Source organism: Marinomonas shanghaiensis, assembly GCF_003259175.1.
Lineage (GTDB): Bacteria > Pseudomonadota > Gammaproteobacteria > Pseudomonadales > Marinomonadaceae > Marinomonas > Marinomonas shanghaiensis.
Map to the genome: position 1 here is coordinate 1 of NZ_QGOK01000006.1, position 25840 is coordinate 25840.

Below are 25840 nucleotides of genomic sequence, written 5' to 3' on the forward strand. Positions count from 1 at the left end.
GGTTTTTGTCGTGCTTTAGCGCGTCAAAGGGTTTGCAAAGGCCGAATGCTTTTTGACGGCCTGAAGGCCGACCTACACGTGATTGGTTTTAGCGCGTCAGAGGGTTTGCAAAGGCTGAATGTTGTCTCAAGGAGGGTTCTTCTGACGGCCTGAAGACTTACAGCTTGGCTCTATTCTGGGGATAAGCGTTATTTTTATGCACAAAAAAGCCCAGCTTGTTGCTGGGCTTTGTGTATAGTTCAGGTTTTTTTATCGTGTGTTGTCCGCTAATTCACTTAGCAAGGCTCGCTGAGCACTACGGTACTCACCTTTTCTGGGTTTAGAAAGTTGGTAAGAGCCATCACTTTGTAAAATCCAGCTTTGGGTATTATCTGCTAGATAGTATTCCAGTTCTTTTTTAACACGGCGAGTTTGTTTGTAATCCTGTAGTGGGAAAGCGACTTCGATACGGTTATTTAAGTTTCTATCCATGCCGTCTGCGCTGGATAGATAAACTTGAGGGTTGCGGTCGTTGAAGAAGTAATAGACGCGGGTGTGTTCCAGGAATCGTCCTATAATGCTCCGTACTCGAATATTAGAGGATATGCCTTTTATTCCTGGTCGCAAGGTGCAAATGCCTCGTACGATTAGGTCGATTTTCACGCCCGCTTGAGACGCTTTATACAAGGATTGAATAAGTCTTTGCTCGGTCAAAGAGTTCACCTTGATGATGATTCGAGATGGTTCGCCTTTGAGGGCATTTTCCGCTTCGCGATGAATCATATCAAGTAAACGATCTCGCAGCGTAAACGGAGCATGCAGTAGCTTTTTCACTTTGAGCTCTTTACTCATACCGGTGAGTTGTTGGAAAACACGATGTACGTCATCGCCTATTTCCTTATCTGACGTCATGAAACTATAGTCAGTATAGAGTCGTGCGTTCCCTGCGTGATAGTTTCCTGTGCCTAGATGAACGTAGCGGGTAAGTTCTGCACCTTCTCTACGAACGATCAGGATCATTTTGGCATGGGTTTTATGTCGAACAACACCGTAAACAACAATGGCACCAGCGTCTTGCAGACGACTTGCTAGGGCCAAGTTCTCGGCCTCGTCGAAGCGTGCTCTTAGCTCAATGACAACGGTTACTTCTTTGCCATTTCGTGCGGCTTCCACCAATGCATTGGCAATCGGTGAACGAGAACCCGTTCTATAAAGAGTCTGACGGATAGCAACAACATTTGGGTCTTTCGCGGCTTCGCTTAGTAAGTCGATAACGGGCGAAAAGCTTTCAAACGGGTGCATCAATAAATAATCACGTTGACGAATGGCCTCAAATAATCCACCTGAACTGGCGAGTTTTCTAGGCAAGCCAGGTGAAAAAGGAGGGTACATCAGATCTGGTCGGTCCACTAACTCTAGTACTGCCATCAATCGGCTAAGGTTAACGGGACCATCAATGCGATACAGATCTTGTTGCTCTAGTTCAAACTGCTTAAGCAATGAGTCAACGATGTGAAGAGGGCAGTTTTCCGCAATTTCTAATCGTACTGAGCTACCGTAATGACGACTTTGTAACTCTGTTCGCAAAGCGCCAGCGAGATCGACACCAATGTCATCAGAATCCACTTCTAAATCGGCGTTACGGGTAAGACGGAATTGAAAGCAGCCTTTAACCGTCATGCCGGGGAATAACTGGTCGGCATGGGCGTGAATAATAGAGGAAAGGAAGACAAGGTTATCCCCACCTTCACAAACGTCATCTGGTAGTTTTACTAACCGAGGCAGCGAACTAGGTGCTGGAACAATAGCAAGACCATTCTCACGACCAAAAGCGTCTCGGCCTTCTAATTCAACAACAAAGTTAAAAGTTTTGTTTGCCAGTCTTGGGAAAGGATGGGCTGGATCAAGGCCAATTGGGCTGATGATAGGCAACACATTGTCGCGGAAATAACGTTTTACCCAAGCGGCTTGTTTTTCATTCCAGACGGTACGACGAATAAATTTAACGTTTTCATTGGCCAGTTTAGGCAAAATGATATCGTTGAGAATACGGTATTGGCGGCGTACTAGCTTGTGAGCGTGTTCGCTGATCAAGGCAAGTACTTTCTTTGGGTGCATGCCATCCGGGCCGTTTTTTTCACGGCTGTATTCTAGTTGGCTTTTTAGACCGGCAACGCGTATTTCAAAAAATTCGTCCATGTTTGAGCTGAAGATACACAGAAACATCAATCTATTTAAGATTGGATGATTTTCGTCCATAGCCTGCTCAAGAACACGGGCATTAAATTGTAAGTGGCTTAACTCGCGGTTGAAGTAGAGCTCCGGATCCGCAAGATCAATCTGTTCTGGTAAGCGCTCTTCGATAGAGGCCTTAGTAGGATCTTGCGGCTGTTCTGGAATGGGCTCTAAAACAAGCTCCGCGTCCAATTCTAAAGGTGGACTCGGAATGGGTTCTTTTTTATCTATTTCGTTCACCGACTGCTCAGACATGCGTTCTAATTCTCTCTAAATACCGTTTTATTGTGTTGTTGGTATCAATGTTCCTTTGCCTACAGTATGTAGGCATATGATAACAAATTACACCAACGCAGCCTGCTGGTCACCGATTCTATGTATTTATTTGTATTAAAAGTGATTAGCTTTTAGTTTTCAGTAGGCGTGCTGCATCTTTCGCAAAGTAAGTCAGGATTCCATCAGCGCCTGCGCGTTTGAATGCAAGGAGTGATTCCATCATTACTGTATCTTTATCTAACCAACCATTTTGAAAGGCGGCCATGTGCATGGCGTATTCTCCACTTACTTGGTAAGCAAAGGTTGGTACTTCAAGTTCAGTTTTTACTCGGCGTACGATATCTAAATAAGGCATACCGGGTTTAACCATAACCATATCGGCGCCCTCTTCTATATCGAGCATCACTTCGCGGATGGCTTCGTTAGAGTTGGCGGGATCGATTTGGTAAGTGAATTTGTTACCTTTGCCAAGGTTGCCGCTAGAGCCAATAGCATCACGGAATGGACCGTAATAAGCCGAAGCGTATTTAGCCGCGTAGGCCATGATTAAAGTGTTAACAAAACCTTCGGCTTCCAATTCATCACGGATTTCGCCAATGCGTCCGTCCATCATGTCGGAGGGCGCTACAATGTCGGCACCTGCTTTGGCATGTGACAGGGCTTGTTTGACTAATGTATCGACGGTAATGTCATTTAATACGTAACCTGAATCATCGATAATGCCATCTTGTCCATGTGTGGTGTAAGGGTCTAAAGCGACGTCAGTAAGCACGCCTAGCTCTGGAAATGCATCCTTCAAAGCACGAACAGCGCGCTGTACCAAGCCATTTGGATTGTAGGCTTCTTCAGCAAGTAACGATTTTTTGTCACTGTCTATCACTGGAAAGAGGGCGATGGTGGGTATACCAAGTTCGACAAGTTCTTTGGCTTCTTCTAGAAGTAAGTCGATAGAAAGACGTTCAATGTTTGGCATAGAAGGAATGGCTTGGCGCACATTGTTGCCTTCAAGAATGAACATTGGGTAGATTAAATCGTCTGCTGTAAGGCGATGTTCGCGCATCAGGCGACGAGAAAAATCATTTTTACGCATGCGTCGCATACGAGTGTATGGAAATGTCATCCAATATCTCTCCTTTTCGCTGTCTATGAATGTACTTCAGTATTGTTACAATATTAAGACAGTGCCAGATGAAAAGCTTTGTGTTGAGGCAAAACTTTACGGATTGTTAGCATTTAGTCTTTGTTTATGCTCGTTTTTTTTACGAGTGTCTAGATTAATTGTGCTTCGGCTTCTTCAAGCTCTTCTTGTGCCTCAAACCACGCTTCCTCACTTTCGGCTTGGGCTTTTTTCCATTTGGCCTCATCACTTAATAAGCTTTGCAATTTGTTCCTTTGATCCGCTTCATAAAGACTGGCGTCGGCCATTGCTTCAGCAATACGATCAAGGTGCTCTTGCGCTGTGTGAACGGCTTTTTCGTACTTTTCTATTTGCTTGCGAAGAGGGCGTAATTTTTCACGCATTTCAGCGGCTTTACGACGTTCTTCTTTGCGATCAATTCGGTCTATCTTATCGCCTGCTGATTCGCTTTTTTCAAGCTGTGCAGCATTGGCTTGTCTTGCCTGTAACCATGCGTGATAAGCTGGAAGGTCACCATCAAAGGCTTGTATTTGGTTGTCGGCAACAAGATAAAATTCGTCGACGGTGCTGTTCAGCAAATGTCTGTCGTGGGATACCAATAAAATGGAGCCGGGAAATTCTTGTAAGGCTTCCGTTAAGGCTTGGCGCATTTCGATATCTAAGTGGTTGGTTGGCTCATCAAGCACTAATAAATTAGGCTTTGTCCAAGAAATTAACGACAAGGCCAAACGGGCTTTTTCGCCGCCCGAGAAGCCTTTTACGGCACGAAGGGCGTCGTCACCAATAAAACCAAAGCCGCCCAGATAACGACGAATATCGCTTTCAAGTACTTTGGGCGTGAGTCGTTGAATATGCAGTAACGGCGAGGCGTCGAGGTCAAGCGCACTGAGTTGATGCTGTGAGAAGTAACCGATTTTCAGGTTTTCCCCTAAGATACGATCTCCAGCCAGAATACTGATTTCGCCAACGATGGATTTGATTAACGTCGATTTACCTGCACCGTTAGGGCCAAGTAGGCCAATGCGTTGGCCATCTCGAAGGGCAAAGTTGGTGTTGCCAAGTTGTACTGTTTTGACACCTGATTCAGAAGTGTAACCTAAGTCTGCCTGAGATAAATTAACCAATAACTGCGACGTTTTTTCTGCCACTGGAATGGAGAACTCAAATTGCGAATCAATGTGGGCAGGACCGATGATTTCCATTTTCTCGAGCATTTTCAAGCGGCTTTGAGCTTGTTTTGCTTTATCGGCCTTGTAACGAAAACGGTCCACATATTGTTGTAGATGGGCCCGTTTTTCTTGTTGTTTTTCATAGTTGGCTTGCTGTTGCGCTAAGTGCTCAGCACGTTGGCGTTCATAATCCGAGTAGTTACCTTTGTACAGCACGAGTTGCTTTTGGTAGAGGTGAACGATATGACTACAAATGCCATCTAAAAAGTCGCGGTCATGGGAAATTAACAACAAGGTGCCAGGATACTGGCGTAGCCAGTTTTCTAACCACATTACCGCATCTAAGTCTAAGTGGTTGGTTGGCTCGTCCAATAGTAATACATCAGAAGGGCACATTAACGCTTTAGCAAGGTTAAGGCGAATTCGCCAACCACCTGAAAAATCAGACACGGGCCTTTGCATGTCGGTCATTTTAAAGCCAAGACCTTGAAGAAGTGTTTCACCCCGTGATTGTGCAGTGTAGCCGTGAGCGTTTTCATATTCGCCCAACCAAATGGCATGAGCATGATCGTCGCCACTTGCTTGTGCCTTGGCAATATTGCTTTCGATCTCTCTGAGTTTATCATCACCATCGAGACAATAATCCAACGCACTGCGTTGTGTCTCTTCTACTTCTTGAGCCATGAACGCAATACGGCGTTGTCCCGGCAGAATAACCTCGCCTGTGTCCGCATGCAGTTCGCCTTTGATCATGGCGAACAAAGAGGATTTGCCTGCGCCATTGGCTCCGATGAGGCCGACTTTTTGGCCTTCAAAGATGGTGAGGTCAGCTTCTTCAAGTAGAAACTGAGTGCCGCGCTGTAAACTAACTTCCGTAAATTGGATCATAAAAACTAGCTATCTCTTATCTCTCTTAATGAGAAGTGATGTTGATCGTTTTAGTCGTCTTTTGAATAGACAGAACCATGCACAACATTTTAGAGTGCTGTAAGAGGAAACGAAATAGCAAGCGTGCATATTCGCAATACATATCCCCAGTTAATGACGGTTTTAAAGTGGATGATTGTGCGTCTCAAGGGTAAAATGGCGGCAATATTAATTTGAACTTTTTTACTCGGGCTTATGGCTTGAGAAAGGTGTGCTTTGTGAACAATGTAACCATCAATGCAATCCAGCGTTTTTCCTTTGATAACAGTAACGTTCGTGGCGAACGAGTGCTGTTGAACGACGCTTATCAAGAAATTATCAAACGCAAGCAGTACCCATTGGCGTTAGAGAAACTCCTCGGTGAGTTTGTCGCTGCGATTGCGCTATTGAGAGACATTGTCAAAATAGATGGTGTGTTATCGATTCAAGCCAAAGGCAATGGTTTTTTGTCTACTTTAATGACGGAATGCGATGAGCACCAAAATCTTCGTGGTATTGCTCAGTGGGATGACAATCAGGTCGTGCCAGAGGTTATTTCTTTAAAAGAAGTCCTCGAAGGCGGGTACTTGGTTATTACTATTCAGCCACGTAATGGGCAGCGTTACCAAGGCATCGTCGAGATCATCGGTGATACTTTATCTGAATGTCTTGAACAGTATTTCTCCCAGTCTGAGCAATTACCAAGTCGAGTGTGGTTGGCGGCCAATGGCGCCCAATGCGGTGGTCTATTCTTGCAGCGTTTGCCGGAAGAGCAAGCGAAAGAAGGTGATGAAGATGCTTGGGAACGTTTGACTCATTTAGCCTCCACAGTGAAAGAAGAAGAGTTACTTGGGCTTGAAACAAGTGAACTATTGCACCGCCTGTACCATGAAGAAGACGTGCGTTTATACGACATTAAGGCGATGCAGTTTGGCTGTTCATGTTCTCGTCAGCGTACGTTAGAAGCTGTGATGTCATTGGGTTCAGAAGAAATACGTGAACTGTTGATTGAGCAAGGCAGCGTGAACGTAGAATGTCAGTTTTGTGCTGAAAAATACGAGTTTACCGAAAATGACATGGCCGCCTTACTCGGCGACCAAGCCAAAACTCACTAGTCTGAAACATTAAGATTTAAACGTGGCGTGATGGATAAGATCACGCCACGAAATAATGCCGATCACATTGTGTTCGTCGTCTACAACGGGTAGACAAGAAATGTCTACTCGTTTAAACCACGCTATTATTTCCTCTATGGAGGTATCTGCTTTTACGGTAATTGGCTGGCGTGTCATGGCTTGATGAGCGGCACGGTTTAACGTATCTAGGTCTCTTGGTTGTTCGGATACCTTGTTAATGAAGGGGCTGATCAGGCGTAACAGGTCTCGGTCAGAAATAATGCCGACCAATTTACCTTTCTCTGTCACAGGAATATGGTGAAAACCATTCGTTTCCATGATTTTTCTGATGTTGGGTAAGCGTTCATCCATTTCGACACAGATGACATTTTTTACCATGATATCTTGTGCTTTCATTGCCATACTCCCCGCATCTCGATAAGAGAATTTAGTATATTTATACTGAATATTATTATTTAAATATAGTCGCAAAATCGAAGCATGTTTTTTATTAATGTCGTTAACATCGCCTTTCTTGTCGCTAAAGTCAATCAAATGAGTGTTATCTTGAAAATCGAAATGTGAATATATCTACATTCTTATACTAAGGTCTCAAGACATTATTTTTAAAATCCGTATAATCAACTTACACCTGCTCAGAATCCCTTATTAGGCTGAATTTCAGCATACGAGCAAAGGCGTTCTGAAGAGAGGGTGGAGAAAATTAAGCGGGACTTGTTTGACGTACTGCTTTTGGCCATAAGCTCTTTTTCTTCATCATTCTCAAACTCACAATTGGCTATGACACGGCGAAATCATATGACCTCAAATTCTGTAGACGTTTTACTAGTCGGAGGCGGTGCCATGAGCACCACCTTAGGAGTGTTACTCAAGCAATTAGACCCCAGCCTGACCATGCTGATGGTAGAGCGATTGGACAGTGTCGCAAAGGAAAGTACGGATGGCTGGAACAATGCTGGAACGGGCCATGCAGCATACTGCGAACTAAACTATACCTCTGAAAATAAAGATGGCTCTGTCAATATAGACAAGGCTGTTACGATTAATGCGGCTTTTGAAATCAGTTTGCAATTTTGGTCTTATTTAGTCGAACAAGGGCTCATGCCCGCCTCGCAAGAATTCATTCATCGCGTGCCTCATCAGAGTTTTGTCTGGGGAGAGCGTAATGTGAAGATGCTCAAAGCACGCCACGCTGCCATGAGTGCACACCCAGCTTTCAGAGAAATGCAATACACAGAAGATCGTGAAACGATGAAAGAGTGGATGCCGCTCATTATGAACAATCGTGAGGGCAATGAACCTCTTGCGGCAACCCGTGTTGAGCATGGGGCGGATGTGAATTTTGGTGCGATTGCTCGAAACATGAGCAAGCATCTACAAGGATTGGATAATTTTGAACTGAGCTTGAATTGCGAAGTAAAAGATCTCAACAAAAGAGCAGACGGAAGATGGGATGTTGAAATCGAGCAAAATGGCGCTCGTAAAACCGTTGACGCGAAATTTGTCTTTTTGGGAGCCGGTGGCGGTGCTCTGCCGTTATTGCAAATGGCTGACGTGAAAGAAGGCAAAGGTTTTGGTGGTTTTCCTGTCAGTGGTCAATGGCTGGTCTGTGAAAAGCCTGAGATTGTTGAGCAGCACTTTGCCAAGGTCTATGGCGCCGCACCAATTGGCGCGCCACCAATGTCTGTACCGCATTTAGATACACGTATTATTGATGGTAAAAAAGCCATTTTGTTTGGTCCATTTGCAGGCTTTACAACCAAGTTTTTGAAAACAGGTTCGTTTTTCGACCTTCCTAAAAGTGTTCGCTTTGACAATATTAAGCCAATGCTCAGTGTGGGTAAAAACAACATGGACTTGACTCGTTATTTGATTAGCGAAGTTATGCAGTCCCATAAAGATCGTTGTAATTCGTTACGTCAGTTTTTTCCAGATGCTAAAGACGAAGACTGGGAACTCGCATACGCGGGCCAACGGGTTCAAATTATCAAAAAAGACGAAAAAACAGGTGGTAAATTAGAGTTTGGAACCGAAGCTATTACGACAGAAGACGGCTCTCTTGCAGCTTTGTTAGGAGCGTCACCAGGTGCTTCAACCACAGTGAATACCATGATTGGTATTATAGAGCGTTGTTTCTCAGAGCAAGTTAAATCGGCAGACTGGCAGGCTAAACTAAAAACGATGGTGCCATCTTATGGCGAGTCTCTAATAGAGAATACGGATTTATTGCTTTCTATTCGTGCGCGCACTCTAGAAACGCTCAATTTGAAGCCTTAATGTAAGTCAATAATCGCTTGTAGGGAGCGAGGGTCATGCCCTCGCTTTCTTGGCTTATATTGAAAAATACATCAATACAGAGATTAGATATGACAATGACTTTTGCTGAGCGCGCAGACCAATTGTGTGACAGATTACGAGATATGGAACATCATGCAGAAGAGGGCGATCAGCTTTTTTACTGCGCCTATCTTCTTGGGCTTCTGGGATTACACAGTAGTGCTGAAGGCGAGGGTAATGATGTATTTGATCAAGCTTTTACCGTGATTCTGCAGGAAACGCTTGATGCGGAAGGTGTGACAGAGAAGGATCAAACGAATATCACGTCTTTATGGCAAACGGTTTGCTCAAAAGTCTCTTAATCGTCATGCCGTGAATATGATTCTATAAAAAAGAGAGGCCCTTGTTTGGCCTCTCTTTTTTTTGCTTACATTTAAATTCGCCTATTATATTTGCAATAGGGAAATAACATGCCATTCACTAAAGTGCTGGTTTATTAGGGTGTGGTGCGTAAGCAAATACGTCAGAAAAACAACGATCCTTACTTAGTCCCTTGAGCTCCAGTTGATCAAATGTGCCGTATACCATGCCAACGGAACCGCTCACAAAAGCCACGTATTGGCTCAAATCGGGATGGTCTGCCAATACGGCTTCGTACAACCAACCACTTCTTCCGTGCCACTGATCGCTTGCTTCATTGACGATAACGTCTAAAGTGAAAGGCGTGTATTTGTGTGCTTCTTCTAGCCAGTCTTGAGCAAACACATCTTCCGCGCTTCTTAATCCCCAGTAGAAGGAGACTTTCCCCGTAAAGTTTTGCTCTACCAATTCGCTATATAGGCTCTTGATTTGAGCGAACCCTGTGCCACCAGCAATCAGTAAAATATGTTCAGGGTGTGTGTCTAATACGCCATTTTGTAAGTGGCAATCACCGCCTGGTGCTTTGATAGTGATACTGGTGTTGGATTGAATGTGTTCTACAACCTTGCTGGCGAGTGACGCAGAGTCTGATACAAGCACGTATAGGGTTAGGTTTGGTAGTTCATGTGGTGCACTGCCAATGGAATAAGGAACTTTTTCGCCTGTTGGTAATACCACCATTAAATACTGACCTGCGACAAAAGTCAGGTTATCGGCTTCTAAGCTAATTCGGTAGACGTTCTGGTTAATTAACTCAACAGCTTTTACCGATGCGGTCATCTCTTTCATTTAAATTACTCCAATCTGTGTCGCACTCACTTAAAAAGCAGTCAGCGGACATTGATGATGTACTATATTGATCGTGTAAGTAAAAAAAAACCACTTTAGGAAGTGGTTTTTATGAAGCAGAAGCATCTGCTTATTTATTTTTGCCTTTCATTGACTCAAAGAACTCATCGTTGGTTTGAGTGACTTTCAAGCGATCAATTAAGAACTCGGTTGCTGCTACATCTTCCATAGGATTCAATAGTTTGCGAAGAATCCACATGCGTTGTAGTTCGTCTTCAGAGGTCAATAAGTCTTCACGACGAGTACCAGAGCGACGAATATTGATGGCAGGGAACGTTCGTTTTTCAGCAATTTTGCGGTCTAGATGCAATTCGGAGTTACCAGTACCTTTAAATTCTTCAAAGATAACTTCGTCCATTTTAGAGCCAGTATCCACAAGCGCCGTCGCGATAATAGTCAAACTACCGCCTTCTTCAATGTTACGAGCTGCACCAAAGAAACGTTTTGGGCGCTCCAATGCGTTTGCGTCCACACCACCCGTTAATACTTTGCCTGATGAAGGAATAACCGTGTTATAGGCACGAGCCAGACGAGTAATGGAATCGAGTAGGATAACAACGTCGCGTTTGTGCTCAACCAAGCGTTTTGCTTTTTCGATTACCATTTCAGCCACTTGCACATGGCGTGCTGGTGGTTCATCAAACGTAGAGGCAACCACTTCACCGCGAACGGTACGAGACATTTCGGTTACTTCTTCAGGACGTTCGTCAATCAGTAACACGATTAGATGACATTCAGGGTTGTTACGAGTAATGGCGTTAGCAATATTCTGCAACATGAAGGTTTTACCCGCTTTTGGCGGAGAAACAACCAAGGCACGTTGTCCTTTACCCATCGGAGCTACAAGATCAATGATACGTGACGTGACGTCTTCAGTAGAGCCATTTCCGGCTTCCATTAGCAGACGTTCATCAGGGAATAAAGGTGTTAAGTTTTCAAAAAGGATTTTATTGCGAACGCTTTCAGGTTTATCAAAGTTGATTTCGTTGACTTTGAGTAGTGCAAAGTAACGTTCACCATCTTTCGGCGGGCGGATCTTGCCGGAGATGGTATCCCCTGTACGTAAGTTAAAGCGTCTAATTTGGCTTGGCGATACATAAATATCGTCAGGACCTGCTAAGTAAGAACTGTCAGGTGAACGTAAAAAGCCAAAGCCATCTTGAAGAATCTCTAAGATACCGTCGCCGTATATGTCTTCCCCACCTTTTGCATGACGCTTTAGGATCGAGAAAATAACATCTTGTTTACGGGAACGAGCCATGTTTTCCAGGCCCATCTCTGATGCGATGTCTAAAAGTTCGTGTACTGATTTCTGTTTTAAGTCGGTAAGGTTCATAAACGGGTTTTGTATTAGCTCATTTGAGGAATATTGACGGAATTAGAGTTAATCAATAAGTAACAATAATGTGTGTCTGGAAGTATCTTACAATGTATCAGCTACTCGGCATAAAAAAACACAAAACAAGACGGTTATAAAACTTTTGTTCTGGTTTAAATCAGCCCGGATAGGGCAAAGCCAATACAGCGCGAAACAATTTGATTGGGATCTAGGCAGTGACCTGCTTATTGCTTTGTCACTTTCAAGACCATCCATACTATAGTTCGACTTAAAGGCGAGGTCTATAGTGAAAATCAGGAAAAAAACAATTTCTGGTAATTTTTTGATCAAACTCACGGTTTTTGTGCCTTTAGAAGAGACGGTTTTCTGTGTTAAGTGCTTAATAGACCTTGCTTTTCGGAAAAAGTGGGTCAGTGTCGCGAAAAATTCATAAAATACTCGGGTTTTTTTGCTGTCATGTTGCCAATGACATAGGCAAGGAACTGATATACTCTTGCATCTAATAAGACTTCTGCAATATAAGGCTTTCTGAATGCAATCACTTTTTTTGCAACAATCTCATGACTTTCCTTTTGAAAAAATTGCGGCTATAGATCTGGGCTCAAACAGCTTTCACATGGTGATCGCTCAAGTGACTCATGGGCAATTGCGTATCACCGGAGAATTTGGTGAAAAAGTTCAACTGGCGGCTGGCTTAGTGGATGGCCGTTTAGATGACGCATCTCAGCAACGAGGCTTAGAGTGTTTAGCTCAGTTTGCACAAGTGATCGAAGATCTCCCGCCCGGTTCTGTTCGTGTGGTTGGTACCAATGCGCTAAGGGTGGCCAAAAATCGATACGATTTTATTGGCAAAGCCATGGACATAATGAGCCATCCGGTTGAAATCATTGCAGGTCGTGAAGAGGCTCGTTTGATTTATGTGGGTGTCTCAAGAACCATGGATCATGGTGATGCTAAGAGGCTGGTTGTTGATATTGGTGGCGGTAGTACCGAATTTATTATCGGTAAACAACTTGAGCCGATATTAACAGAAAGTCTTCACATGGGCTGTGTGAGCTTTAAACAACGTTTTTTTGACGACGGTAGCATCAATAAATCCAATTTTCAGAAGGCTGTTACGGCGGCTCGTTTAGAGCTTTTAAGCATTCAAGACGATTATCTTGATGAGACATGGGACGTAGCAATCGGCTCTTCTGGCACAGTGAAAGCGGCTTTTAATATTGTTAAGGAGAACAATTGGAGTAAGAAGGGCATCACGTTAAAAAATCTGAAACAAATTCAAAAAGCGCTGTTTTCAGCAGGCCATATCGATAATCTCGATTTGCCAGGCCTGAAACCTGAACGCAAAGTGACCTTTGCTGCGGGTATTGCGATTTTAACCGCGGTATTTGAATGTTTTGATATTAAGCAGATGGATTTCTCTAACGGTGCGTTAAGAGAAGGGGTGCTTTACGACATCATGGGACGTTACGCTGAAACGGATATTCGTGAACGTACCGTGAACTATATGTTGAACCAATACCATATTGATACTGAGCAGGCAAAACTGGTCACGCACACAGCGTTATCAGCACTCGCTCAAGTGAAAGATGATTGGAATTTGAACAGCATTTCCAGTGAAGATTTATTGCGTTGGTCTGGATTGCTCCATGAAGTCGGGGCTGGCATTTCGCACAGTCGCTATCACAAACATGGCGCTTACATCATTAGTGAGTCTGATATGCCCGGCTTCTCTCAACAGGAGCAGCAGGCCCTAGCAAACTTAATTTTACGACATCGTCGAAAGTTCAGCCAATCTTTGGATTATCGTTTTACCAAAAGTGACCAGCAAGATTTAGACCGATTGTCGATACTCTTAAGGCTGTCAATCTTGTTGCATCACGACAGAAAAGAGGGCGATATGCCGATTTTTACTTTGAAAGCGAATGAAAAGAGTTTGCATGCCGAATTCTTGCCCGAGTGGCTAAATAATCGACCTTTAACCTTGGCTAACTTACAGCGTGAAGCTGAATCTTTAGTCAGTGATGGATACAGTTTGACCTTTAGTTAAGGTCGGCCATCATCAAGTATCGATCAAGCTAATTTATCAATTGATCGATACAAAGCGGCGACTTCTTCTCGTTGTAATCCCGTAATACGAGAAAGTCGTCCTATGCTTGATGAAATTTGAACAGACTCTTTTCCCTCTTGTTCTTTTTCTTCCTTTTTATCGGTATCAGTATCGCTTTGGCGCTGCGTCAACATCCATTGTTGTTTTGCACTGTCCGATAATTGAACGCTATCTTGCTGTCTTTGAACATCTGAACGCACATTGCCGTCTGTCTGTGCAGGTTGCACAGGCAAATACAAACGATTGTTTGAGATGGGAGATATTGACACAACAGCCACCTGATAATGATGAAAAGACGCGCCTTAAGAATAGTATAAAAAACAATCAATGTGTATTTTTGTTGCTAGATTCTTAAATGTATCGGTTAGGGAAGGTACAAATAAGCCTACATCCTTTGTTTAACACCCCAAAAATAGAACCACTACTCACATTCGGTACTCGCCTCGAATAGTAAATTTTTATCCACATGCTGAGGCAAGAGGGCTTGTTTGTACTTTTCCTAGAAATAGGGAAGTAATGGGCTTTTGTTTATGGCTTTACGTATAGACCGCAATAGATCCGCGTCAATTTAAATTTATTTTATCTTCTCATTCACCATATTAGTGTCATTGCCATATAAGGATGATATTGTTTGCACATTGTTATCAATTTGATGACTAAAGAACAATGCATTTAACAGGTGTAAGGTCTGCTTTATCGCGTAAATCGCGTGAATGACTATCTGTTGTCAGTCGTTTGCTTCAAAAAGGATGCCGCATGAGCCAAGAAAATCTTCCAATAGAACATCTTTATTTTACTGAGACAAACCTAGAACAAATCTTAGAAAATCTAGACGTTGTTCGTAATCGAATCCACCCACAGGCAACAGATGATGAAGGCGTAAATGAGCAGGTGTTTCCATCTGTTTGCCTGATAGGTCTAGGGCGATGTGGCTCTAATATCGCTTTGGATGTTGCGTCGTTGGTATACGATGCAAGAACCAACTATATGCGAGAGGTGGAAAGCCAAGAAATACTTGAAAATGAAAGTGAATTCCGCCCTATGCGCTGGATTCGCAAACACTTGCCGCTAGAAGGCAAAGATGGTTTTAAACCTGTTTTCTTGATTGAGCCAATCGTTTTATTGGGTGACTTGGATAAGGACATAGAAGGGCGAATTCGCTTTTCTAATCAAGAAGGAAGGACCAAGTTCTTAGAAGAATACACTAAGCTCCAGATCATGGATCTGTCTGAAGTACATGCTGGTGGCGCGGGTAATGCGCCGATTTTAGGGCAGTATCTCGCTAAAATTATCTTGAATAAAGATGCCACAACCTTTCGCAATGAAAACTGGAAACAAATGCATTCCTACTTGGTTGACTCCTGCGGCATCAAAGCCAATCAATCACGTTTATATTTTTACATTTTCAGTGCGGGCGGTGGTACAGGGTCTGGTATGGCCTCTGAGTTTGGCCTAGCGCAACAGTTCTCTTATCTGAGCAAGACCTTTGATTATCGATCAGACCAGAGCAAGATGGCGGATAAACGTCATAGTTTTGTGTTTGAGCCAATTTTTACCTCCGGCATTTGTATTTTACCGAATATATCGGGCAAAAATGTTGAGATTTCTGAAGCCTTACACATCAACGCTGGGCGTTTGCTAACGAAATACATATCGGAAGAATGGAACTTTTCTTACAACGAAGAGCGTGAAGAAGATGAAATGCCTGCGGATGTGATGGAGCGCATTCGTCCATGGAACTCCATGATGCTAATTTCTAACGACATCATGCGCTATGCAGAAGAGGAAGATGGCGGAGACGCTGATAGCATTGATGTTAACACCATGGAAAAATACGCTAATCAGTATATTTCTCAGCAAATCTTCAACATTTTAACCGCTCAAGCGGTGACAACGGATTACGATGAAGATTACTTCCGTCGAGCAGGCATTGATATTGCTGAAACCATCCGTTTAGATGCGAACGATTTGTTTATGAGTTTGGCTGGCCCTGTTGCCGTTGCTTATGCTGAAAGTGTTGTCAGCGAAAGTACACGTCAAGACAGTGTGGATATTGACGATCTATTTTGTCGCTCCATTGAACTGCCTCACTTTAACAGTGACACATCAGCGATTGAAGGGGTAAGCGTATTGCCGGTTGAGTCTGAGCGATACCGTGAAGCCATCAAGAACTATCGAAAAAGCGGTTACGATGCGACTACGCTGAATCACCTGCATTTCTTTAAAAATTGTTCGTCTATTGTATCGATTATTTCGTTGCCACGAGACTACAAATTGTCTTTCACCGCGTTAAATCGTCTCAAAATGCACTTAAACCGTTTGTGTCCGAATACCACCTTAAAGCGTTATGCGTTGGTTATTGGCGCATCGGCTAACTTGTCATTGACGACGCTCATTGCAAAAAGCCCATGTTTAAGCGACGATTTTTTGACGCTCATGGTAGCCTATATGAAACGTTGTTTCGCCCGTGATGATTACCGATATACAGATGAAATAGACAAAGCAATCATAAAAATGATTCAAGAAGATGATTTTGATGAGACTTTGATCGAAAAGTTTTTCTCGACTTATGAAAACCCAGCGAAAATTTTAGACACCAACTGGTATGCAATTAAGCCCATGTACGAGAAAAAGTACCGTGAACTGATTGATAATAATCAGCGTTTCGTGTCGATCAATGACATTCGTTTAGACATAAATAATGTCAAAAATGCGATCAAATATCTGCGTGAAATTTATCGTCATCGTATTAGTAAAACCAATGTACTTACATTGAATGGCTAGTCGTTGATCATTCATTAGTATTGGAAAAGGCAGCTCAGTGGAGTTGCCTTTTTTTTCGCGCGATAAAAGCCAAACACACTATAGTTGGCTTAACTATTGAATGATCAAGGGTAGGTTCTGATCGCGGCCTGATTTTTGTATTTTTAAGCTTGTATGGTGCTGATGCTTCGTAATATACCTTTGTATGTCCGCGTAACACGCGGTATTGTTCAGCGTGTCCGCACCGTGTTGTTTGGCGTGAGTCTTTTTGGTGCAGTAGTCACCGTTTAGGATGTATATGGCAGAATTTTATTGGTTATTGATCGCATCCGCGTTTGTTTTCATGATGCAAGCTGGATTTTTGTGTTTAGAAAGTGGCCGTATTCGCAGCAAAAATAGTATTAACGTTGCGGCAAAAAACATATCCGATTTTATTATATCGACCGCCATATTTTGGCTATTTGGTTTTGGCATCATGTTTGGCGATTCTGTGGCTGGATTGTTTGGTGTCAGTGAATTCTTTTTTGATGCGCAGCATTCTCCTTGGCAAATTAGCTTTTTCATTTTTCAAATGATGTTTTGTGGGACGGCCGCAACCCTAACCTCGGGTGCTGTTGCGGAACGCATGACATTTATGGGTTATTTAGCCATTACGATTGTGCTCAGTGCTCTGATTTATCCCATTGTCGGTCATTGGGTGTGGTCTGGAGTGTATCCTTCCGAAGGGCCTCTTGGCTGGCTCGAGGCGCTTGGCTTTATTGATTTCGCAGGCTCTACTGTGGTGCATTCCGTCGGTGGCTGGGTGGCGTTAGCGGCTATTATCATTATCGGTCCGCGTATAGGGCGTTTTGAAGAAGGAATACGTTTACCACCTGGAAATAATCTGCCTTTGTCTGCATTAGGAACCTTATTAATATGGTTTGGCTGGATTGGCTTTAATGGTGGCAGCACACTGTCACTTAATAACGATGTGCCGTTAATTATCTTAAATACTTTTATGTCTGCCGCATGGGGCGGTTTAGTGGCGGCGTCAATTAATTATTGGCGTGACGGTTATGTTGAAGTTGGGTTTGTGTTAAATGGCACTATTGCGGGGTTAGTAGGGATTACGGCTTCTTGTCATGTGGTTTCGCCGGGGGCCTCGGTGATTATTGGTAGCGTGTCCGGTGTGATTGTCTACTTCGGCAGTATTTTGATGGCACGTTGGCGTTTGGATGATGCCCTCGACGTGGTGCCAGCGCATTTATTCGCCGGAATATGGGGAACCTTGAGCGTGGCCTTATTTGGTCAAACGGACAGAATTGATAACGGTCTTAGTACCATAGAACAGCTTGGCGTGCAGGCCTTAGGCATTGTGGTGATTGGTTTGTATTGCTTTGTGGTAGGTTATGCCGCCATGTGGATACTCAATCGCGTTATGCCGCTCCGTGCCAGCAAAGAGCAGGAGGAGCAAGGTCTCAATGTCGCTGAGCATCGTGCTACGACCGAACTATTTGATTTGCTTACTTCCATGCAGTATCAACAGAATAATGCCGATTTTTCTAAGCCAGTTCCGGAAGAGCCTTTTACCGAAGTTGGGCAAATCGCCCGTAAATACAATCAGGTGATTCATCGTGTTAATAGCGAAATTGCGCAACGAGATGATGCTCTCATGCGTTTTCAAGAAAGTGAAATGCGCAAATCTGCTATTCTAAATTCGTCCATGGATTGTATTGTTACCATTAATCGCTTTGGTTCTGTTATGGAATTCAATCCTGCTGCTGAGCGCACTTTTGGTTGTCTTAAAAAGCAAGTGGAAGGAAAAAGCTTTATTGGTCTGTTTATACTGGAAGCAGATAGGAAAAAGATTTTTGAAAGTCTTAACTCAGGCTTCTCAACGTCTAATGGTTTGATTTTAAATCGACGTAACCCATTCCGCCTGCAACGCAGTCCTAACAATGACTTTCCGGCAGAGATTGCCATTACAAAGGCAAATACAGATGCATCACAAGAGAGTGAGTACACACTTCACATTAGGGATATGACGCGTCACGTTAAGCTGCAAGAGCGCTTAAAGTTTCTCGCCTACAGCGATCCATTGACCAGTTTGTATAATCGTACTTATCTCATGGATTCTCTTATCAGTGCTTTGTTGTTTGCTACTAAGCAAAAAACATCCGTTGGTTTACTGTTTTTAGATTTGGATAATTTTAAGATTATCAACGACACCTTAGGGCACAAAGCGGGTGATGAATTATTGTGCGAAGTAGCCAGACGTTTAATTGCGGTCTCGGATCAATTTGATGTGATTGCTCGCTGGGGCGGTGACGAATTTGTTTTCATGATGACAGACAATGTAACAGAAAGTCGCTTAGCCAAACGGGCACAGCAAATTTTAGAAGCAATGCGTGCACCAGTGCATTTGAATGAACAGTATTTTACCATTCCAACAAGTATAGGCATTGCCTATACCACAGAGCACAGTTTGGATGCCGATAAGCTGATCCAACAAGCGGATATTGCTATGTACTGGGCAAAAGAAAAAGGGCGGGATAATGCGCAGTTTTTTACCCCAGAGATGGCCAATATCGTCACGAAAAAATTTGGTTTTGAGAAAGAAATCAATGACGCGCTGACACATGACCAATTTTCCCTAGTGTTTCAGCCGAAAGTCTGGATGAAGAAAGATACTATTCTTGGTTTAGAAGCGCTGATTCGTTGGAACCATCCAACCAAGGGCATTATTTCACCTGCCGATTTTATTCCTATTGCAGAAGAATCTAACCTAATTGTTAAGATTGACGAATGGGTAATAGATCAGGCGTTACAGCAGCAAAAAGTGTGGCGTGACCAAGGGCTGGTGAACCTTCCCATTTCTGTTAACCTCTCTGGCAGACATCTGGTCTCAGACTCGCTGGTGGCTTTCGTTTCAGAAAAGTTAGCGCAATACAATTTATCAGGAAATCTGTTAGAAGTTGAAATCACCGAAGGGGTGTTATTACAAGATATCCAGCGCTGCATTGCGGTGATGGCGGAGCTTAAAGCTTTAGATATCAAAATATCGGTGGATGATTTCGGCACGGGCTATTCCTCCTTGAGTTACTTAAAGCGTCTTCCTTTAGATATTTTGAAGATTGACCAGTCATTTGTGGAAGAGTGTGACAGCCACACAGAAGACGCCAAAATCTGTGAGACGATCATTCACCTAGCGCGAAGTTTGGAATTGGGGATCGTTGCTGAGGGTGTTGAAACCGCTCAGCAAGCCGATATGTTACAGTCATTAGGATGCGAAGTTTTTCAAGGCTATTATTTCTATAAGCCAATGAAAAGCAGTGACGTCGCTTTATTGCTTAGCGAGGAGAGTGTGGAGGCTTAGTCGATTTTCGGTCTCGAATCGTCTCCATTAGCTCTTGGCCTTGCGTTTTATCGATAGGTTTGGTGCGAAAATGTAACGCTGTTTTAGCAATCATGTTGGCAGCAACAGGTGCTGTGATTAACAAAAACAGTGTAATTAAGAGTTCTTGAATTGAAAGAAACCCTTTTAGGTGGCTTTGAAAAATCATCGATGCTATCAACACCCCAGTAATACCAAGAGTGGACGCTTTCGTGGGGCTGTGCAAGCGCATATAAATATCAGGCAAACGCACTAGCCCATAAGAACCGATTAACAGAAAAGCACCGCCAGTCAGTAAGGATACGCAAATAATAATTTCGAGATAAAAAGGCATAACTGATCCTTATTCTATGATGTCGCCGCGAAGTAAGTATTTACAAAGTGCTGCCGTACTGACGAACCCGAGCATCGCGATTAATACCGCCGCCTCAAAGTAAAGCGCACTTTTCACGTGTATTCCGTATAACAGAATCAGAGCAATGGCATTGATGTACATGGTGTCCAATGCCAAAATGCGATCTGATGCTGTTGGCCCTTGTAATAAGCGCCATAAATTCAGAATTAAAGCGATGCAAATACAAATGGCCACAATAATAATGGTATAACTTAGCATCCGAAAATCTCCTTGATTGGCCTTTCATAACGTTGCTTAACGGATTCAATCAGCTCTGCTTCATTTTCTAAATGCAGCGCATGAACATAAAGCCACGCTCTGTCTTTCGACACTTCCGCGCTCACAGTACCTGGCGTGAGCGAAACCGTGCTCGCTAAAATGGTAATGCCAAGATCTGAGTCGACGTCGATTGGAATGGCCACAAAGCCCGGTTTTAACTTTTTGACTGGTCCAATAATCAACAAAGCGACTTCCACGTTGGCGGTCAAAATGTCTTTCATCACCATCAGGACATAGCGAATGGCCAACCAAGGCTTAAGGATCTTAGGGTGTTCATCCCGCATTCCTGTGACTAGCCAAGGTATTGTAATCGCGAAGAAGGTCGCCAATACGATATGACCGGCGCTGATGGAATTATTCAATAATAACCAGACCACAAAAAGTAACAGGCTGTGAAATGGCATGGGGAACAACTTCATGGCGTGACTCCTGGTAATAATGCATAGGCAGAAGACTGAATGTCATGCAGATAATGTGCTGCCTGAAGCGTAAACTCGCTTACTGCGCCGCCAAACAACACTAAAATCGGAGCAGCCAGTAACAAGAGAGCTATACTGGCAATTTCCATCGGTTTCGCTGGCTCTGCTTCGGCTAATACCGTGCCATTATGGCGCCAGAAAAGCGTGGTGCCTGCTCGAGAGAAAGTCACCAACGCCGCCAAACTTCCCAGTAAAATTAATGGCCACACCCACATCGTCTGCGCAGTAGACTGAGTTGCTTGCAGTATCATAATTTTACCGACAAAGCCTGACAGTGGCGGCATGCCTACCAAGGCCAAGGCGAGAATAGCGAAGGCAAAACCAAGTAATCTAGGTTGCACAAAAGGACGAGAGCGCACAAAGCGATCTTCTGCTTTTCCGCGCTGACGCGCCATAATGTCAGCAAGCAAAAATAAGCCAGCCGATGCCAGTGTACTGTGCACCATATAATACAGTGCGGCAGACGTGGCGGCTTCGGAGTTGATTGCGGCACAAGCGAGTAAGCTACCGCTGGAAACGATGACTAAGTTCGCACTGAGCGTTTTAATGCCTGGACTGGCTAACACGCCAATGCTGCCTATCGTGATGGTTAACAAGGCAAGAGGCCATAACCAAGGTGTGGCAATATTCGCCAGCTCTCCGGCATGTTCACCAAACACTACCGTGTAAACGCGGAAAATACTGTACACACCAACCTTCGTCATAATAGCGAAGAGCGCAGCGACTGGGGCGCTGGCGCTGGCATAGGTTTTTGGCAACCAAAAATGCATGGGCAGCATGGCGGCTTTTAAACCAAACACCACCAATAATAACAAGGCGCCGGTTTTCGCCAAGGTCGCGGTCTCACCTTGCAACTGACCAACCTTGATGGCCATATCCGCCATATTGAGCGTGCCAAGCGTGCCATACAAAATACCAAGCCCAAATAGAAACAGACTGGAACCCACAAGGTTGAGAATCACATAGTGCAAAGCGGCTTGGGTTTTTTGCTTGCCACCGGCGTGAATTAACAGAGCGTAAGAAGCGATTAATAGGACTTCAAAAAAGACGAATAAGTTAAAAATATCGCCAGTTAAAAAGGCACCGTTAATCCCCATGATTTGGAACATAAACAAGGGATGAAAATACGCGCCACCCTTATCTTGCCCAGCAACCGCATACAACATGACGGCAAACGCTAAAAACGCGGTAAGCAATACCAGCAAACCAGACACTTTATCGGCTACCAAAGCAATACCAAAAGGTGCTTGCCAGCCCCCTAAAGCATAGAGCTGTACGCCCTGATTATTAATTTGATAAAGCAAAAAGGCGGAAGAAATCAGTAAAAACAAGGTCCCAATGATCGAGGTGACACGTTGCGCATGAATGTCACGAGAGATGGGTGGCAGCAACATAATGGTGCCAAACAACAAGGGGATCAGAATGGGAAAAATGCTTAAATGTTGCATTTATTGGCTCCCTCCAGATTTTTGTGTCGTGTTATTAGGTTGCTCTGGGATGGTGCCGTCAACATGGTCATTGCCTAAGTCGGCTCTGGCGCGCATCGCTAAGATGACCACAAAAGCCGTCATAGCAAAGCCGATAACAATGGCGGTCAGCACCAGAGCTTGTGGAAGAGGGTCACTGTATTGCTCTGATTGCTCAAGTACAGCGGCGGCATTCAGTTTTAATCTTCCACTGGCGAATAAAAATAAATTCACCGCATAAGATAACAGGGTTAAACCAATAACCACGGAAAAAGTACGACCTCTTAAGGCCAGAAAAATGCCGCAAGCGGTTAACAAACCAACGCAAAATGCGTACATACCTTCCATTAATCATGCTCCTTTTGAATAGGACGCTCACTGGTGGTTAATTGACCAAGATTCGCAAGAATCAACATAGTCGCGCCCACCACAGTAAGGAAAACACCAAGATCAAATATCATGGCACTGGCTAGCTCAAATTTGCCAATAACAGGCAAGTAGAAATAATCGAACCATGAGGATAAGAAAGTGTGTCCAAAGACCCAGCTCCCCAAGCCGCTTAGTGTGGCGATACCAATGCCAGACCCGATCATGATTTGATAATCTAATTTAATGCGTGTCTTAATCCATTCAACGCCATGCGCAATATACTGCTGGATGATGGCAACAGAAGTGATCAAACCTGCAATGAAACCGCCGCCAGGCATATTGTGTCCGCGTAAGAAAATATAAGCGGATACCAACAATGCCAAAGGCAATAAACTTTGAGAAATGACGGTCAACAAAATAGGATGCCTGTCTTCTGACCATGGCAAACCATTGTCGTCCGTGGAAGGCATAAACAAGCGCATTTTAGCAATAAGCTTGTAAATACCGAGTGCCGCAATGCCTAAAACGGTGATTTCCCCAAGCGTATCGAAACCACGGAAATCCACCAGTATAACGTTAACCACGTTGGTGCCACCGCCACCCGTTTTACTGTTTTCCGTAAAAAAGGTTGAAATGGTATCAAGAGGGCGCGTCATTAAGGCATAACTGATGGTACCAATCACGCCACCAATCAAAGACGCCAGACTTAAATCACGGACAACACGGCGCGGAGACGATTCTTTGGGGGTCTTTTGAGGCAAGAAAAACAGCGCCAAAATCAATAGAATCACCGTCACAACCTCAACGGATAATTGCGTCAGTGCCAAATCTGGTGCAGAGAACTGAGCAAAAGCCAGAGAAACGATCAAGCCCACCACCGATAGCGTCAGCAAGGCAACAACACGTCTTCTGTGCCAGATAACCGTAGCCAAGGCGGAAATACACAGCAACACCGCACAGGTAATAGAGAGCGCATCTACTGGGATTTCAGGGCGTTGTCCGGCCGTAGTATTCAGCTTCATTAATGAAGACGCCGTCATGACCACAGCAAACCCTAGAGTGAAAAACACATAGCGCTGTAACGAACCGTTTTCGGTCAGGGTAATCACACGTTGTGCTTTGACCACCAGTGACTGAACAATGCCTTCAAAGACCAGTTTAGGGTCACTGGTTGGAAACTGTGCTTGAAACTTAAATAAGTGTGAACGGTTGTAGTACATGAAAAGACCACCAATCAAGGCAATCACACTCATTAACAGTGGGAAATTAAAACCATGCCAAATAGCCAAGCTGTAAGCTGGTGCAGGGCCATTCAACGTGGCATTGGCCGCGGCAAGCAGTAAATCGCCCACCACTAAACTTGGGAAAATCCCCACAACCAAACACAGCGCCACTAAAATTTCGACTGGCACACGCATATAGCGTGGTGGTTCATGAGGCGTTTTAGGTAAGTTGATTGGCTCACCATTGAAGAACACGTCATGAATAAAGCGAGTGGAGTACGCGACCGCAAACACCCCGCCCAATGTCGCTAGCACTGGAATGAACCAAGACAAAGAGCCCAGAGACGCTTGGTGCAAGGTCTCGGTAAAGAACATCTCTTTAGACAAGAAACCGTTCATCAATGGCACACCAGCCATAGAAGCGGACGCGACCATCGCCAATGTCGCCGTGTAAGGCATGTATTTCCACAGACCATTTAGCTGACGCATATCACGCGAGCCAGATTCATGGTCAATAATCCCCGCCGCCATAAACAAAGAGGCTTTGAAAATTGCGTGGTTAATAATATGGAAAATAGCCGCCACAGCCGCAAGGTCTGTTCCCATACCCAATAGTAAGGTAATTAACCCCAAATGACTGATGGTCGAGTTCGCCAAAAGACCTTTCAGATCGTGTTGGAACAAGGCGATATAGGCGCCAACCAAGAAGGTGATCAAGCCTGTTAGACTGACGATTAAGAACCATAAGTTGGTGTCTGCCAACGCAGGGTAAAAACGCGCCATTAAGAAAATACCGGCTTTCACCATGGTTGCCGAATGCAAATAAGCACTGACTGGCGTGGGGGCCGCCATGGCATTTGGTAGCCAGAAGTGAAATGGGAATTGAGCGGACTTTGTAAACGCGCCCAGCAAAACAAGCACAACAATAACCGGATAATTGGCACTGGCTTTGATTAACTCGCCACTGTCTAAAACATCTTGAAGGCTAAAACTGCCAACGGTATTACCAAGAATCAACAAGCCAGCTAACAGCGCCAAACCGCCCGCTCCGGTGACCGTGAGTGCCATTCTTGCGCCTTTTCTGGCTTCCGTTTTGTGCCCCCAGAAGCTGATGAGCAAAAAGGAACTGATACTGGTTAATTCCCAGAAAAACCACAGTTGAATCAAGTTATCGGACAACACCACGCCGAGCATGGCAAACATAAACAAGATTAGATACGCGTAAAATTTACCGATGGAATCTTTTGCTGATAAATAATAACGGGCATACAAAATGACCAAAAGGCCAATGCCTAAAATCAAAATCGCAAACAGCAGCGCCAGACCGTCTAAACGAAAAGCGAGCTCTAGTCCAATCGCAGGAATCCATGGCACGACCGCTTGAAAGCGCTCGCCCTGAAAAATCTCTCCAGCGTGCGATAACACTAAGAACAGCGTTAAAGCGGGCAACGCTGCCGTCATAAAGGCACAGGCGGTGCGGCTAAAGCGAGCAGTAATAAGAGGAATTAACGTGCCTAATAAAGGCAAAAACGGCAACCAGATAAGTGAGTTCAAGATAAAAACTCCTTTCTAGCGAATGAAAATCGAATAAAAATGGGCTGTACAAGCATGGGTGTTGTCCTAACAATCGGTCTCTACGTGTGGTTTTTGGTATGGCCCT

The 25840-nt window shown here is 44.1% G+C and carries 19 protein-coding genes; 6 read left to right on the forward strand and 13 right to left on the reverse strand.

Translation table 11 applies throughout. From position 1 onward, the window contains the following. Positions 1 to 249 precede the first annotated feature (249 nt). The 3 genes from ppk1 to DKT73_RS05815 all read right to left on the reverse strand — a co-directional run bounded on the left by ppk1 (position 250) and on the right by DKT73_RS05815 (position 5685). Positions 250 to 2469 (reverse strand): polyphosphate kinase 1, encoded by a 2220-nt coding sequence (ppk1, locus tag DKT73_RS05805; protein WP_111637646.1) that lies wholly within the window; start codon positions 2467 to 2469, stop codon positions 250 to 252. A gap of 145 nt (positions 2470 to 2614) precedes the next feature. Further along, positions 2615 to 3610: a porphobilinogen synthase gene (hemB, locus tag DKT73_RS05810; protein WP_111637647.1), complete on the reverse strand. Its 996-nt coding sequence runs from the start codon at positions 3608 to 3610 to the stop codon at positions 2615 to 2617. Between the two features lie 149 nt (positions 3611 to 3759). Further along, a complete protein-coding gene (locus DKT73_RS05815; protein WP_111637648.1) occupies positions 3760 to 5685 on the reverse strand; it encodes an ABC-F family ATP-binding cassette domain-containing protein in 1926 nt (641 codons plus the stop codon). 257 nt (positions 5686 to 5942) lie between these two features. On the opposite strand from DKT73_RS05815, the gene hslO reads away from it, so the two are divergent. Then, on the forward strand, positions 5943 to 6818 hold the full coding sequence (gene hslO, locus DKT73_RS05820; RefSeq protein WP_111637649.1) for an Hsp33 family molecular chaperone HslO: 876 nt from the start codon (positions 5943 to 5945) through the stop codon (positions 6816 to 6818). Between the two features lie 9 nt (positions 6819 to 6827). On the opposite strand, the gene DKT73_RS05825 is transcribed toward hslO, so the two are convergent. After that, the gene (locus DKT73_RS05825) at positions 6828 to 7235 is read right to left on the reverse strand and encodes a CBS domain-containing protein (RefSeq protein ID WP_111637830.1); all 408 of its coding nucleotides are present in this window, start codon (positions 7233 to 7235) and stop codon (positions 6828 to 6830) included. A gap of 402 nt (positions 7236 to 7637) precedes the next feature. Between DKT73_RS05825 and mqo the strand changes: the two genes are divergently transcribed. Next, positions 7638 to 9116 (forward strand): malate dehydrogenase (quinone), encoded by a 1479-nt coding sequence (mqo, locus tag DKT73_RS05830; protein WP_232827797.1) that lies wholly within the window; start codon positions 7638 to 7640, stop codon positions 9114 to 9116. A gap of 89 nt (positions 9117 to 9205) precedes the next feature. Further along, entirely contained in the window at positions 9206 to 9478 is a 273-nt protein-coding gene (locus DKT73_RS05835) for a YfcL family protein (RefSeq protein ID WP_111637650.1), read from the forward strand. 118 nt (positions 9479 to 9596) lie between these two features. Here the strand turns inward: DKT73_RS05835 and DKT73_RS05840 are convergent, their stop codons facing one another. After that, complete coding sequence (locus tag DKT73_RS05840) at positions 9597 to 10325, reverse strand: NAD(P)H-flavin reductase (protein WP_111637651.1); 729 nt, start codon at positions 10323 to 10325, stop codon at positions 9597 to 9599. A gap of 130 nt (positions 10326 to 10455) precedes the next feature. Next, positions 10456 to 11721, reverse strand: coding sequence for a transcription termination factor Rho (rho, locus tag DKT73_RS05845; protein ID WP_111637652.1), 1266 nt, complete (start codon positions 11719 to 11721; stop codon positions 10456 to 10458). Positions 11722 to 12256: 535 nt separating this feature from the next. Between rho and DKT73_RS05850 the strand changes: the two genes are divergently transcribed. Further along, positions 12257 to 13774: a Ppx/GppA phosphatase family protein gene (locus DKT73_RS05850; protein WP_111637653.1), complete on the forward strand. Its 1518-nt coding sequence runs from the start codon at positions 12257 to 12259 to the stop codon at positions 13772 to 13774. 23 nt (positions 13775 to 13797) lie between these two features. Here DKT73_RS05850 and DKT73_RS05855 read toward each other — a convergent pair whose 3' ends face one another. Next, positions 13798 to 14103: a hypothetical protein gene (locus tag DKT73_RS05855; RefSeq protein ID WP_157959160.1), complete on the reverse strand. Its 306-nt coding sequence runs from the start codon at positions 14101 to 14103 to the stop codon at positions 13798 to 13800. Between the two features lie 487 nt (positions 14104 to 14590). On the opposite strand from DKT73_RS05855, the gene DKT73_RS05860 reads away from it, so the two are divergent. Both DKT73_RS05860 and amt read left to right on the forward strand, forming a co-directional pair. Then, positions 14591 to 16618 carry a hypothetical protein gene (locus DKT73_RS05860; protein ID WP_111637655.1) on the forward strand — a complete coding sequence of 676 codons (2028 nt, stop codon included), beginning with the start codon at positions 14591 to 14593 and terminating at the stop codon, positions 16616 to 16618. A 277-nt stretch (positions 16619 to 16895) separates the two neighbouring features. After that, positions 16896 to 19952, forward strand: a complete 3057-nt coding sequence (gene amt, locus DKT73_RS05865; protein ID WP_111637656.1) for an ammonium transporter — start codon at positions 16896 to 16898, stop codon at positions 19950 to 19952. Here amt and DKT73_RS05870 read toward each other — a convergent pair. From DKT73_RS05870 to DKT73_RS05895, 6 genes are read right to left on the reverse strand one after another with little or no spacing between them, the layout of a single operon-like run. After that, entirely contained in the window at positions 19927 to 20304 is a 378-nt protein-coding gene (locus DKT73_RS05870) for a Na+/H+ antiporter subunit G (protein ID WP_111637657.1), read from the reverse strand. The two genes, amt and DKT73_RS05870, sit on opposite strands and share 26 nt — an antisense overlap. 9 nt (positions 20305 to 20313) lie before the next feature. Continuing rightward, a complete protein-coding gene (locus DKT73_RS05875) occupies positions 20314 to 20583 on the reverse strand; it encodes a K+/H+ antiporter subunit F (RefSeq protein ID WP_111606806.1) in 270 nt (89 codons plus the stop codon). Further along, positions 20577 to 21062 carry a Na+/H+ antiporter subunit E gene (locus DKT73_RS05880; RefSeq protein WP_111637658.1) on the reverse strand — a complete coding sequence of 162 codons (486 nt, stop codon included), beginning with the start codon at positions 21060 to 21062 and terminating at the stop codon, positions 20577 to 20579. The genes DKT73_RS05875 and DKT73_RS05880 overlap by 7 nt, the downstream gene beginning before the upstream one ends. Next, complete coding sequence (locus DKT73_RS05885) at positions 21059 to 22570, reverse strand: monovalent cation/H+ antiporter subunit D (protein WP_111637659.1); 1512 nt, start codon at positions 22568 to 22570, stop codon at positions 21059 to 21061. Before DKT73_RS05885 ends, DKT73_RS05880 begins: the two co-directional genes overlap by 4 nt. Beyond that, entirely contained in the window at positions 22571 to 22936 is a 366-nt protein-coding gene (locus tag DKT73_RS05890) for a Na+/H+ antiporter subunit C (protein WP_111637660.1), read from the reverse strand. It abuts the gene before it with no gap. Beyond that, positions 22936 to 25734, reverse strand: a complete 2799-nt coding sequence (locus tag DKT73_RS05895) for a monovalent cation/H+ antiporter subunit A (RefSeq protein WP_111637661.1) — start codon at positions 25732 to 25734, stop codon at positions 22936 to 22938. Before DKT73_RS05895 ends, DKT73_RS05890 begins: the two co-directional genes overlap by 1 nt. Positions 25735 to 25840: the final 106 nt, after the last annotated feature.

Coding starts and splice junctions, on each gene's coding strand:
- ppk1 (WP_111637646.1), bottom strand. CDS start 2,469: ATGTCTGAGCAGTCGGTGAACGAAATAGATAAAAAAGAACCCATTCCG.
- hemB (WP_111637647.1), bottom strand. CDS start 3,610: ATGACATTTCCATACACTCGTATGCGACGCATGCGTAAAAATGATTTT.
- DKT73_RS05815 (WP_111637648.1), bottom strand. CDS start 5,685: ATGATCCAATTTACGGAAGTTAGTTTACAGCGCGGCACTCAGTTTCTA.
- DKT73_RS05825 (WP_111637830.1), bottom strand. CDS start 7,235: ATGAAAGCACAAGATATCATGGTAAAAAATGTCATCTGTGTCGAAATG.
- mqo (WP_232827797.1), top strand. CDS start 7,638: ATGACCTCAAATTCTGTAGACGTTTTACTAGTCGGAGGCGGTGCCATG.
- DKT73_RS05835 (WP_111637650.1), top strand. CDS start 9,206: ATGACAATGACTTTTGCTGAGCGCGCAGACCAATTGTGTGACAGATTA.
- DKT73_RS05840 (WP_111637651.1), bottom strand. CDS start 10,325: ATGAAAGAGATGACCGCATCGGTAAAAGCTGTTGAGTTAATTAACCAG.
- rho (WP_111637652.1), bottom strand. CDS start 11,721: ATGAACCTTACCGACTTAAAACAGAAATCAGTACACGAACTTTTAGAC.
- DKT73_RS05850 (WP_111637653.1), top strand. CDS start 12,257: ATGCAATCACTTTTTTTGCAACAATCTCATGACTTTCCTTTTGAAAAA.
- DKT73_RS05860 (WP_111637655.1), top strand. CDS start 14,591: ATGAGCCAAGAAAATCTTCCAATAGAACATCTTTATTTTACTGAGACA.
- amt (WP_111637656.1), top strand. CDS start 16,896: ATGGCAGAATTTTATTGGTTATTGATCGCATCCGCGTTTGTTTTCATG.
- DKT73_RS05870 (WP_111637657.1), bottom strand. CDS start 20,304: ATGCCTTTTTATCTCGAAATTATTATTTGCGTATCCTTACTGACTGGC.
- DKT73_RS05875 (WP_111606806.1), bottom strand. CDS start 20,583: ATGCTAAGTTATACCATTATTATTGTGGCCATTTGTATTTGCATCGCT.
- DKT73_RS05880 (WP_111637658.1), bottom strand. CDS start 21,062: ATGAAGTTGTTCCCCATGCCATTTCACAGCCTGTTACTTTTTGTGGTC.
- DKT73_RS05885 (WP_111637659.1), bottom strand. CDS start 22,570: ATGCAACATTTAAGCATTTTTCCCATTCTGATCCCCTTGTTGTTTGGC.
- DKT73_RS05890 (WP_111637660.1), bottom strand. CDS start 22,936: ATGGAAGGTATGTACGCATTTTGCGTTGGTTTGTTAACCGCTTGCGGC.